Consider the following 12,350-nt stretch of genomic DNA (forward strand, 5'->3'; position numbering starts at 1 on the left):
GGTACTCTCTGTGTGCTCTTTGTGGTAAAATAGGTATTGAGATCTAAGTTATTTTACGATATTAATAAACTATAGAGATCACAGAGGACACGGAGAGAGTTCTTGCAGGGTACTCTCTGTGTGCTCTTTGTGGTAAAATAGGTATTGAGATCTAAGTTATTTTACGATATTAATAAACTATAGAGATCACAGAGGACACGGAGAGAGTTCTTGCAGGGTACTCTCTGTGTGCTCTGTGTACTCTGTGGTAAAATAGGTATTGAGATTTAAGTTATTTTACGATATTAATAAACTATAGAGATCACAGAGAGAGGACACGGAGACGATGTTGTATATTTTACTCTGTGCTCTCTGTGTACTCTGTGGTAAAATAAGTATTGAGATCTAAGTTATTTTACGATATTAATCAACCACAGAGATGCGGGTGAACTAAAGTATTATATACAAAAATAATATATTAAATAAGTTGACGAGATCGCATACCTTGAACAACAAGATTATGGATGATAGAAAAATATGAAATTGAATGAATTATCTGAAGCTATTATTGGTGCAGCCATCCAGGTGCATAGCACACTCGGACCAGGATTATTGGAAAGTGCCTATGAGGCTTGTTTAAAATATGAATTGGAAAAAAGAGGGTTTAAAGCTCTGTCACAGGTTGAGCTTCCTGTTATCTACGATGGAACAAAGATAGGTGTAGGATATAGATTAGATCTCCTTGTGGAAGATACCGTCATAGTCGAACTTAAAGCAGTTAATAATATAGCCCCCATACATGAGGCTCAGCTTCTATCATACCTGAAACTAAGTGGGAAACGTCTTGGACTTCTTATAAATTTCAACGTATTAATGCTTAAGGACGGAATAACACGCAAGATCAATTGATCATTTTGCGTTGAACTGCAATTGAAATTCACTGCATGTTATACATAATAAGAAACAGCAGTTCAATAAGACCGTCTCTTGTCTTTCCCTCTGTGCACTCTGTGGTAAAATAAGTATTGAGATCTAAGTTATTTTACGATATCAATCAACCACATAGGTCACAGAGGACACGGAGAAGGTTCTTGCATGGTACTCCGTGTACCTGTGGTTGAATTGTTGTTGCAGATCAGCAGGCATTTCTTCTAAGCAATGAACCACTAAGTTCACTGAGATAATCCTATCTTTACATCTGCGTACTCTGTTGCAAAATTATCTGAGATGATCTGATGAATGTGATTCAAAGCCGGAGAAACAAGTGAGTGAGAATGCAGATAGTTTGTCGGTCTTAGTATCAAGTTGGTATAGAAGCATCAAAAGTCACTTTATAGATCTGCTTCGGTTCAAAAATACAAACGGGTATGTTTATAGTTCAAGTTCATTGATTAGTTCTGTAGTAGAATAAACTTTTACAGCATCTTGCTCCTTAAGGACCTTATCATTTGACCAGACACCACATTTAAGCTTTAAGGCCAGTGCAATATATTCAGTGTCTTTTGGATCAGGAGTGATCTGAGCAGCTCTTTTCAGCTGACCTTTGAATTCCTCATAAGGAATGAACTCTATCCTTGATGAAACAAATGAAAGAAATACCTGAAAATCCTCTTCTTTTAATCCTGATTTGCGTAAGATCAGGTCTTTGTATTTCCCGACTTCCTCAAGTAAAAATTCAGGTGCGAACAACTTAAAATGGTCATTGAAGATAAGTGCAAATGTCTTCCCTTCCGTTGCTATTAGTGCTGACAGGATAATATTTGCATCAATGACAAACTCCATTTATACACCCAGATCTTTGTATCGCTGATGTAGAGACTCATTGATCTGCTTTCCGAGTTCAAGTGCATCTTCTTGTGACAACTGTGACCTGGAAGTTATAGCACGAAGCATCCTGAGCTGATTGATCTTTATTCTGATAGCCTCTCTTGCAACCTCTGACCAGTTTATTTCCTTTGAGATATCCATCTCTGTCATCAGATCATCAGGAATAGATAGAGTTATTGTCGCCATGTTCTCACAGATGTTAATTCTATATTACTAAATGTGGTCAATTATTTAAAGGTGATTATCTGGCCACTGTTATACTATGTTGCACCTGTACATTTTGTGCGGTGTATGCTCTATGCACTCTCTGTGTACCCTGTGGTTGAATTGTTGTTGCAGATCTCAGGGTTTTGTATGTGCCATCAAAACAACACACCGCCGCAGTCGGCGCTGTTAATCTTCACATCCATCATATGTTCCACGTCCTCCATATCAAATACAAAACAGTCCATGTTCTCTTTTCCCTCAATCTTTTTGGCTATAAGACAATAGTTCTCATTCCATGTGCCACTGACCTTTTTAGACTTCTCCTTAAGGTCTGCGACTATACCCCAAGCCTCTTTTTCAGAGAGGTACTTCCACTTCACCTCGCAGAACAAGGCATTACGGCTGGTCTTATCAAAAGCGATAAGATCGATCTCGGTATCTTTTTTCCACCATTTACCAATGTGTGTGAACCTGAAAGGCAGTTCTTCCTGTTTGTTGAGCGATATGAGCAGTTCTTTTGCCACATCTTCAAAAGCATACCCGAAATAAGTGTTTATATCTTTCTTAACTATAATTTCTGCCAGATCCGGGTCTATTTCAAAGGTACCGTAGTATTTGTAGATGAATTTGAACCAGAACCTGAAGAAATTGTCATGCAGGAAATACCTGGAGTTCCTGGACCCACCCTGTACCACAGGCTCTTCTTTTTTAACTATCTCGTACTTGTGTACAAGTTCATTCAGGTACTTTGCAACAGTTCCCGGAGGCATTGCCGTATAATCCGCAATATGCGCAGGGATCACTTTACCTGAAGCAATGGCTTCAAGAATGGAAAAATACCCTTTGTGCTCTGATCCGAATTCCAGGACAAGTATATTCTTTGCTTCTTCCATAAGCATCTGAGTATCCACAAAGAGCTTTTTGAACACCTGCATTGCATGGGGTTCACTGAACTGCCCTGCCAGTAACAGGTATTTTGGTATCCCGCCAAGCATGAAATAAGTTTTCATCGCCTCTTCTAACTGGAAATGTTTGATGCCGTTCAGGAATGCATAACTATCTGCAAAAGTGAACGGCTTTATATTGAATAGATAAGTGGCTCTTCCGAACAGCGGTTCTTTGCTCTCTTCAAATATTTTCTTCATCATACCTACAAAAGAGCCTATCACTATGATCATGTGCTTACTTTCACGATGATGGGCATCCCAATGCTTCTGGAATTTCGAAAAGAACCGGGGATCTACCCTGGCAAAGTTCTGGAACTCATCGAGTACTACCACTAATTTATCCTTGATGTTAAAGAGAACAGTAAAAAAATCATCAAAACTATCCAGACGAGGTCTGATACCTGTTATAGTTTCAAGTTCTATTTCGAGGTCACGTAATAGTAGTTCTTCGCTTTTTATCTCAACAAAAAGGTACAGACTTTTTTTATTTCTGACAAACTCCTTACTGAGCTCGGTCTTCCCCACGCGTCTTCGCCCGTAGAACACGACCAGGGACGAAGAAGGAGCACTGTACATTTCTTCAAGCTGAGATAACTCTCTCACTCGGTCAAAAAATATTACCATACAGTAAGTTACTGGATAGTAAGTATTTATGCCTTGTGTTCAGTTATGACCATGGCTATCATTGACATCCATTCTCTGTTCTTTAACCTAAAACACCTCAAGACCTTTTGTGGCCTTCAGGTACGTGCTGACATCCTTAGTATACATCGTATTTTGGATCAAAGCAACACACCGCCGCAGGCGGCGCAGTCCATGTAAAATGGACTTTCATCTTTTAACTCGTTTACGATAAAAATTATCGACCATGTCCGTTTCTTACTTGCGTTGATCGAGCTATCTGGTAACTTTTGCAAAAGTAAGTAGGAGAAATCCTTTTTTAGCTGCAACTTTCAGTTTCTGCTTCGCTCAGGCTCAATTCTCCGGCAGCAAGAGGATGCACCAGCAAGGTAGAATCATGGAATTTCCGCATTATCCTGTCGATCTTTCTGGATGTTTCAGGCGTGTAATATGCTTCCCCGCATTCCTGACAGATGAAAGCATCCACATCCTTTATGGAAAGCACTTTTTCCTCTACCTTTACAACGAACTCATGCTTTCCCTTTACAAGTTTACCCTTACAGAAACTGCATCTATCCGGGATCATTATAGTCACATCCTTATTCTGTCCTCATGCCATTTATCCTTTGTTGGCATGTAGACCGTTATAACCCTTGCATGGTCATCACACTGTGCAACAACTACATGGTAAGGTTCATCATTAGCGACCCCCAGCAACAGAACTGAAGGACAAGGCACATCATCTGGATAGCTTTCTATTATCTCCGAATTTTGTACTATCTGTTTCAGGTCATCTGTAGAAACATTGCGCTCGAACATCCTTGACCTTGCATGATGTGAAATAATGAACTCTTCATTTCGGAAATATTCCTTTATTATCTCACAATCAAGCTTTTCCATGTTAAGTACCTGTTAATTTGTATAATATCATTAGCTTTGATAGAAGCACATAACATGTATTGTCCGGAACGATCTCTATCCTTCTGATCGTTGCATCCTGAAGTTGTATGTCTTCCAGAAAGTCCTCTCTGGTCTTATTGTCCGTGAAATCTTCTATCTTCTCAATAGAGTCTATTATATGCTTCAGAAAGACATCAGTTCCTTTCATAGTATCTTGACTTCTTCTTTCAGGATACGTTCCTTGATAAGAGGGTTAACGGAATCATAGGTTATGACGTCCACCTTTCGACGTGATTCCTTTTCAAGTTCCAGTTCTGATCTGGCAAGATCAAAAAGACTTTTTCGGCCTTTGAAATGAACAAGGATATCGATGTCACTATCTTCATTAGCTTCGTTCCTTGCAAAAGAACCAAACATACCGGCTTTATCAACATCGTTTTTCATCATTATCGGAACGATGATCTGCTTGTACATTTTGATCTGGTTAGCTGCCATTTTATCACTATTCATTCCATTTATAATGGTTATGGCCCTTAAATTTTGGGTAACTTTCTTACTGGGAACAGGTTTTTAACGCAAAGCTGCAAGGTCACAAAGGGTTGTTATTTTCATCTTTGCATCTTAGCGTCCTTGCGTTGATAGTATATTGTGCATATCTCCTATTGCAGATCCTGTTTAACGCAAAGCTGCAAGAACTCAAAAGTTTTGTTTTCATCTTAACGCCTTTGCGTTGATAAAAAATTGTGTATATGCGTACTACAACACAGTTGAAACGCAAAGTCGCAAAGTCGCAAGGCCGCCAAGGGTTGTTATTATCTTCTTTGCGTCTTAGCGCCTTAGCGTCCTTGCGTTGACAATATATTATGCACATTAGTTACTGCAAGAGCTTGCCCTCTCCTCAGCGATCTTTTTAATGTCACGCCCGGCCTCAGCGAGCAGTCCTGTTCGCACCTCAGCGCTACGGGTGGCTGCTTACAGCTCCATCATCTGTTGCTCGGTGAAGATAATGAAAAAACCAAGAGTACAGTTATATAAGATAACTATCTTTTTCCATATTCAGGGTTAACGATTTAAACTTTGTCTGTGAGTAATGATTATGGATGCCCTTGGGATATTGAGAGAATATGAGCATGTGATAACAGAGCGTTTTGGTGTGAGAAAAGTGGGCGTGTTCGGTTCTTTTGCAAAAGGAGAGGAACGCATAGATAGCGATATTGATATCCTTGTGGAATTCAAAGAAGGCCAAAAGACCTTTGGCAATTATATGGAACTCAAGTTCTATCTTGAAGAGCTCTTTGGAAGAAAAGTGGACCTTGTAATTGAGACTGCCATAAAGCCACGGCTAAGAGAGCAGATCTTAAAAGAGGCTGTTTATGCCTAGAGATCAACTGGTCTTCTTTGCAGATATGCTTGCTGCAATTGAGAAAATTCAAAGGTATTTAGAGAACATCACTCTTGAAGAGTTTTTAGAAGACGAGATGCGGATCGATGCAGTTGTCCGCAACCTTGAGATAATTGGTGAAGCCGCAGGCAACATCCCTCCTGAGGTACCCAGGATTTTCCCCAGCCACCAACAACCTGACGGTTCCTGAGACATCTACGTTCCTGAGCTGTTCTTTTAATTTCATGACTGAGGATGCAAACACAACTCTCAGTGACCCTAGCACCTTAGTTCAAAGGGTTTTCTCACTCCGTACCACCAGCATGTTGTGCTTTGTGGCCGCTCGTCAGGCTAGCCCCCCTAGCAAATGGGCATAGCCTTCTTCGCTATACAAAGAGCACTCAAATTATTATTTGCTCGATGCATGTAGAATCATGGTAAGTCTCATATAGACCAAAGACAGCAAAGGTATATTTGGGCTGACCAGCTTCCCAAAAACCCTACCTCATGAGATCATGCTAATTACTATAAAAACAACACACCGCCGCAGGCGGCACGTTCCATGAAAAATACACCAACCTGAAGCATTGCATTTAAAGAGTTTTTTTGAATGAGTTAGTAGTTGATTTCTACAAATAGATATTTATGGTATACCTGCATATACTTTGGTATATGCACGCGACTACAATAAAAGTAGATACAGAGCTAAAAAGTAGCCTTGATAATTTGAAACTCCACCCCAGGGAATCATATAATGACGTGATCGCCCGTCTGCTAAACATGGCATATGACGATGAGCCTTTAAGTGATTCAACTCTTGAGAGGATCGAAGAAGCTCTTAAAGACCTTCAGAGTGGGAAATACTACACGCAGGAAGAAATAGAAGCTGAACTGGGGCTCAGTTGATGTATTCCATCCTGTATTCTCCAGGAGCAAGAAGAGACCTGCAGAAACTTCCTGTCGATGTGGCAAAGAGAATAGTCACTGCTATAAGGGAGATGCAGGACGATCCGAAAGCGCATGTGAAGAAACTCAAAGGGTCTCCAAGATCACCTTTGTATTCACTGCGGATAGGGGAATACCGTGTAATAATGAGCATTGATGGCGACAAACTGATCATCTTTGTTATTGAGATCGGTCACAGAAGTGTGATCTACCGGAAACGCTGAGATCGATCCTGAGTTATATATTGATAAAAAGAAAGGAACATCTGCAGATCGATATTATAACAGCAGTGATGAAAATCAATGACAAGGGTATAAGCACCGTGTCCAGGGGAAAGGTGATTTTACTTTTTCTTAAGTCCGGGAGGGTCATCTTGAATAATAGCCTATGTAAGTTCGAGATCAACTCTGAAGTTGTATATCTTCCGGAAAATCATCTCTGATCTTGTGTTTCTGAAGTCTTCGATCATCTTTGACCCAAATGCTGGCTTTATTGAACTAAAAAACTGGATCACCAGACAGATAAGAAAAACCAATAGACTCCTGTCTGGATAATTGTCAGAGGCACCCCTATCCTGAAGAACTCCATGAAAGTAAGCCTGATATTGCCTTTTTTCTCAGCATTATGAATAATGATCACATTACTTGCTGCACCCAGGACAGAGAGATTGCCTGCAATGGTACTGCCTGCTGCAAGTGCCAATAATCCGCCGGTGTCCACCGAAGCATGGGACAGTATGGGTAAGTACAGGGCCACAAGGGGCACATTAGAGATGAACTGGCTCAGGATGACACTTACACTTAACACCATGGGGATCGAGATAACACTTTGTTGCGTATCTGTAAGAAAACCCTGGAAAAATCCTGAGTCCCACACACTTTCCATGAGTATGAACATAGCCGCAAAGAAGAACAAGGTGTGCCAGTCCATTCTTTTGACCAGTTCATATCTGCGGCCATTGAGAACAAGCACCGGGATAGCAGCTATCAGGGCAATGTACGTCAGCCTGAAGTCAAAGGGAATGTTCAGCAGCTGCACTAGGATCTTTGCACACACCAGCAATACGAACAAGACAAGTGAGAGCCGGGACAAGCTGGCGAGTTTAGGATCGCTTATCTGAGGCAGTGAATGGTTCAGGACAGCTGTAGAAAAATGTTCCCTGAAAAAGAACTTGAGCACAAGGTATGCAGCTATCAGGTTAACTATGGTCGGCAGCAGCAGGTATCGTGCAAAGACCACAAATGGGCCTTCGATTTTCCCGTTCAATGCTATCAGGAGATTCTGAGGATTGCCTATAGGGCTTGCAACACTGCCAGTAGTTACTGCAAAAGCAAGTGCGAGCAGGAGCACCTTTGGATCGATCTGGTGTTGCCTTGCAAGCAAGAGCACTACGGGAGTACCGATTATTGCCAGTGTGTCGTTCATGAGGAAAGCTGATGCGAACCCCATCCCAAAAAGCACGTACAGGATGATGGCGTCCATGTTCTTTGCAGCCTTAAAGAAATTATAGGAAACCAGGGAGAGATAACCACTGGTCTCCAGGGCCTGCCCAATGGCGAACACCCCAAAGAGGAATAACATCACGTCCAAATTGATAGCTGCTATTGCCTCTGGAATGGAGATCTGGCCTGTAAGCAATACAGCAAGGGCTCCAAGACCCATTATCTGCCACAGGTCAAGCCTGATATTGCCTATCTGTCGGGTGATCGTTAAAAGAAAAACAAGACAAAGGACGACAACAGGAATTATCATTGCATCAATAGAATATGCGATAATAAATATAATTATTGGTAGTTGCAATGTAGCCTGTCAGGAAGAACATAGTTGTCCAGCAGCCCTTACGATGCATCTGCTTTTTGTATCACTATGATCCCCAGATAACCATCCACTGTTATCATATCACCAGTATTTATGATATCGGTGGCATCTGGTATGCCGGTGACACATGGTATGCCGTACTCCCTGGCTATGATCGCCCCGTGGATGAGCATGCCCCCTCTGCGTTCCACTATACCCGATGCAAGAGGCACCACGAATGTCATGGATGGCTCTATGGCATCGCATATCAGGACCTCTCCTTGCTGCATTTTGAAAAGGTCACCACGGGAACGTATGACCCTGGCCATACCTGATACTATCCCTTTACTTGCAGGCTGGCCCTGGATCTGTCTTATATGCACCCTGGACCGGACCTCCCCGGCAGGAATTTCAGAGCTCCTTTTCTCAGGAACATGTTCTTCATCAATAAGTGCAGCCATGATCTCTTCTGGTTCGATCTCCCAGTCTATTCCCTTTGACCTCAGACGGACAAGACCCTCGTGCAATGCGTGTTTAAGTTGTCCCTCTATACGGTCCAGGTAAATATTATCGTCATCACGCATACGGTAACTTATCCTTGCAAGCTCAAGCAGTTCTGCTGCTTTCTTTTTTTCCTCTCCTTCAAACATATTAAAAAAATTGCTCTCCAGGAAAACCACATCTGTCTTTCCTGATCTGCCAGGGACTGCAGCAATATCGTCAATGTGGCCTAAAAGTTCCTTCAAACCTGCAAGATCTGCTTCATCATCTCCGGTACCCCATCTGGTAAGATATGAACTCAATAGTTTACCGAATTCGCTGTTCACGTCTTCCGGAAGTCTGGATGAGGGGCTTTGCATCAGATCTGCCAGTTCTGCCAGTTCCCTGTTGCGTCTGAGGCTCATGAGGTCCTCTCCTTTCATCAGTTCCATGAACTCGTAAGGATCTTCCGGTTTTATGACATCATTATACACCTGACCGAAAAGTCGCATGCCATGAGCAAAAGGAATGAAATGTTCCCAATAGACACCTTTCCACTTGTTAAAAATATCCTGCCTGTTCTTTATCTCAGCTGCAAGCTCCACATCTTTCAATGCTATCAGATCGAACCCTTCCAGTTCTTCGGCAGTTCTGACCATTGCAGGCACTAGTTCCTGTTCTATCTGTTTTTTGAGTTGCTGAAGATTGGAGAGAGAACGTGTGAGGGATAGATACCATTGCCTGTTGCTGTCCTTATCGACGAAGGTTGTGACAGGCCTTGCCTGTAGCAGGAACAAAGTATCAGCCCTTATCGTCCATTCTATATCCTGTGCAGAGCCGAACATCTGTTCTATCTGAAGTCCCATGGCACACACGTCACGAACCTCATCACCTGTCAATGGAGGCGAAGATCTCTTGATCTCTGGCAAAGGGCCGAGATGTGTGCCTTTATTATCTGATAGCACTGCCATATCCCTTGCAGGTGGTGCTCTGTGCTCTTTCATGTTGCCTGAGGTTCTCTCGATGGTCCACCTGTCCGGCTCCACCTCGCCGTCCACAAGTCCCTTATTGAGCCCGTGTACTGCCTCGACTATTATTTCTCGGGGGTCTTGCGGGCTTGCAGTGAACATTATCCCTGACCTTTCTCCGCTAACCAGTTCCTGCACGATCACAGCCATGGAACTTTGCTCGATATCAAGGCCCAGCTCTCTCCTGTACATAAGGGCTGCATCGGACCATAGGGAAGCCCAGACCAGTTTCACATGCTCCAGCAGGGAGTTTGCTCCACGTATGTTCACATAGGATGCATGCAGGCCTGCAAAAGATGTATTTGCCGAATCTTCTCCTTTCGCCGATGACCTGACAACAAGAGCCGAGGCCCCGCAGGTTTCCTTTGTTCCTGAGATGATCAGCTGGCCGAGTTCCGGAGGCATGGTCGCCCTGCTGAACATGTTCCTTATACGCAGGGATGTGTCCCATATCTCTTCCCAGCGCATCTCATCAAAGCTCTTGCGTGTAAATTCCAGGGCTATTCTGCCTCTTAGACCGTTACTGTCCACGAATCTGTCGTACGCTGCTGTTGTAAGTACCAGGAAATCCGGAACCCTGAGGCCCGAAGAGTACATTTTCCATAAAGCAGATGCCTTTCCGCCGATAAGGGCCTTATGGCCTTCATCGATCTCTTTCCGGAGCAACAGCAACGGATACATTACATATCAAGCTCCACCACATTCTGAAAATCTCTTACTATTATGTACTTTTCCACATCCATGCACATAAGTGCTGATGAAGGTGAACTGAAGAACTCCTGCAGATATGGATGCTTATGCAGGTATATATCCCCCAGATGAGGGTAGCTCTCACGGTCTACCTCTCTTACCCTGCCTGTGACGTTGATAGCCACTGCATCTCTGAAATCAATAAAACTGTTCGACCTGTTGTCAATAAGCAGGGAAGCCCTGTTATCGGAGATCAGATAAAGATATTTACGTGTGGACCTTGTGGTCACAAAAAGCAGCTTTTTCAGATCTTCGGTGGCTGCAAAGGCCACAAGGTTCGTATAAGGATAGTCCGGAGCTTTTGTGGCAAGTACAGCAAGAAGTTCTGCCGCCATAATGGAACCGACCTGGTCCTCAATCTCTTTTTCATGCTCATGCATGCATTTCTTCCTCCACTATTATTATTTGTGATACATTGCATATTTTAATATTGGAACACTGGATTATAATAGAACGGAGGGATCGTATGAAACTCAAAGATACGCTGACCCGGGAGAACGTGGGCGGATATGATCTGCTGTTTAGAGCATTGCTGGGCTCGATAGCAATTGTGATACTTGCCATGGACCTTGTAGAACCCGGACCATGGAAATGGGTTACAGCTCTCATTGCATTCACGGGCCTGTTCACCGGTATGACAAGACACTGCACACCTTATGTGCTTATGGGGTTCAGCACAGCTGAGAAAAAGAACTAGACCGGGTGTTCATCATCGATCATCCTGTGTCCTCTTTTTAAAAGGTTCCATCTTAAAGGACAGCAGGAAAACGCCGAAGATCATAGCGCCTGCTATGAGGAAGGTACCTGCATCAAGGAAAGAGAACATAAAGCCTCCTGCTATAAGCCCTATGATGCTGGCAAGACCGATGAAACTGGTAGATACTCCCTGTACAGCTCCTTGATATTCCTTTTTAGTTGTTTTGGAAAGTGTGGACATCAGTGAAGGCCACATAAACCCGTTCCCCACTGCAAAGAAAACCAATGCACAGTATGTGATAAGATCAGTACCGAAAAAAAGCAGCAAGAAATGGATGCATAGAACGAAGCTGCCAAAAGTGAACAGTGAAGCATCGGAATATCTTTTACTGGCCCAGGAGAGCACAGGCCCTTCAACAACAACAAGCAGCAGGCTGAGCGCAGAAAAATACAGGCCAAGGGTAGCTGCATTCCATGTGAGGTTGTTTGCGGCATGTACGGGAAAGGCAGTATAGAAAATATTGTAACCGAGGAAAATAAGGAAATATATGAGTAAAAGGCTGAAAATGCCTTGCATCCTTATCACTTCCAGAAAGCCAGGCTTATCTGAGATATTTGAAGTTCCGGCCTGCATCTGCGTGTGTTGCGCTTCATCACCCTGGGCATGAGGGTCATGCAAGCCATGTGTCCTGGGTTCGGGCACAAGAAAAGCTATCATCAATATTCCTGCGAACGATATCAGGACTGCAGCGATCACAGGCAGGATCTCACCGTACACTGTAACGCTCAGTA

The 12,350-nt window shown here is 43.0% G+C and carries 17 protein-coding genes; 6 read left to right on the top strand and 11 right to left on the bottom strand.

Annotated features, from left to right (window positions below; all coding sequences use genetic code 11):
* The first annotated feature begins 516 nt into the window (after window positions 1-516).
* The gene (locus AB7U21_RS04715; protein ID WP_428387380.1) at window positions 517-888 is read left to right on the top strand and encodes a GxxExxY protein; all 372 of its coding nucleotides are present in this window, start codon (window positions 517-519) and stop codon (window positions 886-888) included.
* 462 nt (window positions 889-1,350) lie between these two features.
* Here the strand turns inward: AB7U21_RS04715 and AB7U21_RS04720 are convergent, their stop codons facing one another.
* From AB7U21_RS04720 to AB7U21_RS04750, 7 genes are all read right to left on the bottom strand, one after another.
* On the bottom strand, window positions 1,351-1,761 hold the full coding sequence (locus AB7U21_RS04720; RefSeq protein ID WP_428387382.1) for a PIN domain-containing protein: 411 nt from the start codon (window positions 1,759-1,761) through the stop codon (window positions 1,351-1,353).
* Window positions 1,762-1,992, bottom strand: a complete 231-nt coding sequence (locus AB7U21_RS04725; protein WP_428387384.1) for a hypothetical protein — start codon at window positions 1,990-1,992, stop codon at window positions 1,762-1,764.
* Between the two features lie 176 nt (window positions 1,993-2,168).
* Entirely contained in the window at window positions 2,169-3,584 is a 1,416-nt protein-coding gene (locus AB7U21_RS04730; RefSeq protein ID WP_428387386.1) for an ATP-binding protein, read from the bottom strand.
* Between the two features lie 316 nt (window positions 3,585-3,900).
* Entirely contained in the window at window positions 3,901-4,167 is a 267-nt protein-coding gene (locus tag AB7U21_RS04735) for a type II toxin-antitoxin system MqsA family antitoxin (protein ID WP_428387388.1), read from the bottom strand.
* A gap of 5 nt (window positions 4,168-4,172) precedes the next feature.
* Window positions 4,173-4,481, bottom strand: a complete 309-nt coding sequence (locus tag AB7U21_RS04740) for a DUF4258 domain-containing protein (RefSeq protein ID WP_428387390.1) — start codon at window positions 4,479-4,481, stop codon at window positions 4,173-4,175.
* Between the two features lies 1 nt (window position 4,482).
* A complete protein-coding gene (locus tag AB7U21_RS04745) occupies window positions 4,483-4,689 on the bottom strand; it encodes a HepT-like ribonuclease domain-containing protein (protein WP_428387392.1) in 207 nt (68 codons plus the stop codon).
* Window positions 4,686-4,991: a nucleotidyltransferase family protein gene (locus AB7U21_RS04750; RefSeq protein ID WP_428387394.1), complete on the bottom strand. Its 306-nt coding sequence runs from the start codon at window positions 4,989-4,991 to the stop codon at window positions 4,686-4,688. The genes AB7U21_RS04745 and AB7U21_RS04750 overlap by 4 nt, the downstream gene beginning before the upstream one ends.
* A gap of 586 nt (window positions 4,992-5,577) precedes the next feature.
* On the opposite strand from AB7U21_RS04750, the gene AB7U21_RS04755 reads away from it, so the two are divergent.
* The 4 genes from AB7U21_RS04755 (at window position 5,578) to AB7U21_RS04770 (ending at window position 7,031) form a co-directional block, all read left to right on the top strand.
* Window positions 5,578-5,862 carry a nucleotidyltransferase family protein gene (locus AB7U21_RS04755; protein ID WP_428387396.1) on the top strand — a complete coding sequence of 95 codons (285 nt, stop codon included), beginning with the start codon at window positions 5,578-5,580 and terminating at the stop codon, window positions 5,860-5,862.
* The gene (locus AB7U21_RS04760; protein ID WP_428387398.1) at window positions 5,855-6,073 is read left to right on the top strand and encodes a HepT-like ribonuclease domain-containing protein; all 219 of its coding nucleotides are present in this window, start codon (window positions 5,855-5,857) and stop codon (window positions 6,071-6,073) included. The genes AB7U21_RS04755 and AB7U21_RS04760 overlap by 8 nt, the downstream gene beginning before the upstream one ends.
* Window positions 6,074-6,534: 461 nt before the next feature.
* Window positions 6,535-6,768 (top strand): DUF7557 family protein, encoded by a 234-nt coding sequence (locus AB7U21_RS04765; RefSeq protein WP_428387400.1) that lies wholly within the window; start codon window positions 6,535-6,537, stop codon window positions 6,766-6,768.
* Window positions 6,768-7,031 (top strand): type II toxin-antitoxin system RelE family toxin, encoded by a 264-nt coding sequence (locus AB7U21_RS04770; protein ID WP_428387402.1) that lies wholly within the window; start codon window positions 6,768-6,770, stop codon window positions 7,029-7,031. Before AB7U21_RS04765 ends, AB7U21_RS04770 begins: the two co-directional genes overlap by 1 nt.
* A 286-nt stretch (window positions 7,032-7,317) precedes the next feature.
* Here the strand turns inward: AB7U21_RS04770 and AB7U21_RS04775 are convergent, their stop codons facing one another.
* The 3 genes from AB7U21_RS04775 to AB7U21_RS04785 all read right to left on the bottom strand — a co-directional run bounded on the left by AB7U21_RS04775 (window position 7,318) and on the right by AB7U21_RS04785 (window position 11,242).
* Complete coding sequence (locus AB7U21_RS04775) at window positions 7,318-8,559, bottom strand: SLC13 family permease (protein WP_428387404.1); 1,242 nt, start codon at window positions 8,557-8,559, stop codon at window positions 7,318-7,320.
* Between the two features lie 86 nt (window positions 8,560-8,645).
* On the bottom strand, window positions 8,646-10,793 hold the full coding sequence (locus AB7U21_RS04780; RefSeq protein WP_333788412.1) for a PEP/pyruvate-binding domain-containing protein: 2,148 nt from the start codon (window positions 10,791-10,793) through the stop codon (window positions 8,646-8,648).
* The gene (locus tag AB7U21_RS04785; protein WP_333787534.1) at window positions 10,793-11,242 is read right to left on the bottom strand and encodes a pyridoxamine 5'-phosphate oxidase family protein; all 450 of its coding nucleotides are present in this window, start codon (window positions 11,240-11,242) and stop codon (window positions 10,793-10,795) included. Before AB7U21_RS04785 ends, AB7U21_RS04780 begins: the two co-directional genes overlap by 1 nt.
* Window positions 11,243-11,328: 86 nt before the next feature.
* On the opposite strand from AB7U21_RS04785, the gene AB7U21_RS04790 reads away from it, so the two are divergent.
* The gene (locus AB7U21_RS04790; protein ID WP_333787535.1) at window positions 11,329-11,559 is read left to right on the top strand and encodes a DUF2892 domain-containing protein; all 231 of its coding nucleotides are present in this window, start codon (window positions 11,329-11,331) and stop codon (window positions 11,557-11,559) included.
* A gap of 12 nt (window positions 11,560-11,571) precedes the next feature.
* Here the strand turns inward: AB7U21_RS04790 and AB7U21_RS04795 are convergent.
* On the bottom strand, window positions 11,572-12,350 hold a 779-nt coding region (locus AB7U21_RS04795; RefSeq protein WP_428387407.1), incomplete at its 5' end, for an MFS transporter.

It is taken from the genome of Methanomethylovorans sp., assembly GCF_050177135.1.
Taxonomy (GTDB): domain Archaea; phylum Halobacteriota; class Methanosarcinia; order Methanosarcinales; family Methanosarcinaceae; genus Methanomethylovorans.

What these genes read in the sequence shown, in the direction of transcription:
- AB7U21_RS04715 (WP_428387380.1), top strand. Translation starts at nt 517, where the DNA reads ATGAAATTGAATGAATTATCTGAAGCTATTATTGGTGCAGCCATCCAG.
- AB7U21_RS04720 (WP_428387382.1), bottom strand. Translation starts at nt 1,761, where the DNA reads ATGGAGTTTGTCATTGATGCAAATATTATCCTGTCAGCACTAATAGCA.
- AB7U21_RS04725 (WP_428387384.1), bottom strand. Translation starts at nt 1,992, where the DNA reads ATGGCGACAATAACTCTATCTATTCCTGATGATCTGATGACAGAGATG.
- AB7U21_RS04730 (WP_428387386.1), bottom strand. Translation starts at nt 3,584, where the DNA reads ATGGTAATATTTTTTGACCGAGTGAGAGAGTTATCTCAGCTTGAAGAA.
- AB7U21_RS04735 (WP_428387388.1), bottom strand. Translation starts at nt 4,167, where the DNA reads ATGATCCCGGATAGATGCAGTTTCTGTAAGGGTAAACTTGTAAAGGGA.
- AB7U21_RS04740 (WP_428387390.1), bottom strand. Translation starts at nt 4,481, where the DNA reads ATGGAAAAGCTTGATTGTGAGATAATAAAGGAATATTTCCGAAATGAA.
- AB7U21_RS04745 (WP_428387392.1), bottom strand. Translation starts at nt 4,689, where the DNA reads ATGAAAGGAACTGATGTCTTTCTGAAGCATATAATAGACTCTATTGAG.
- AB7U21_RS04750 (WP_428387394.1), bottom strand. Translation starts at nt 4,991, where the DNA reads ATGAATAGTGATAAAATGGCAGCTAACCAGATCAAAATGTACAAGCAG.
- AB7U21_RS04755 (WP_428387396.1), top strand. Translation starts at nt 5,578, where the DNA reads ATGGATGCCCTTGGGATATTGAGAGAATATGAGCATGTGATAACAGAG.
- AB7U21_RS04760 (WP_428387398.1), top strand. Translation starts at nt 5,855, where the DNA reads ATGCCTAGAGATCAACTGGTCTTCTTTGCAGATATGCTTGCTGCAATT.
- AB7U21_RS04765 (WP_428387400.1), top strand. Translation starts at nt 6,535, where the DNA reads ATGCACGCGACTACAATAAAAGTAGATACAGAGCTAAAAAGTAGCCTT.
- AB7U21_RS04770 (WP_428387402.1), top strand. Translation starts at nt 6,768, where the DNA reads ATGTATTCCATCCTGTATTCTCCAGGAGCAAGAAGAGACCTGCAGAAA.
- AB7U21_RS04775 (WP_428387404.1), bottom strand. Translation starts at nt 8,559, where the DNA reads ATGATAATTCCTGTTGTCGTCCTTTGTCTTGTTTTTCTTTTAACGATC.
- AB7U21_RS04780 (WP_333788412.1), bottom strand. Translation starts at nt 10,793, where the DNA reads ATGTATCCGTTGCTGTTGCTCCGGAAAGAGATCGATGAAGGCCATAAG.
- AB7U21_RS04785 (WP_333787534.1), bottom strand. Translation starts at nt 11,242, where the DNA reads ATGCATGAGCATGAAAAAGAGATTGAGGACCAGGTCGGTTCCATTATG.
- AB7U21_RS04790 (WP_333787535.1), top strand. Translation starts at nt 11,329, where the DNA reads ATGAAACTCAAAGATACGCTGACCCGGGAGAACGTGGGCGGATATGAT.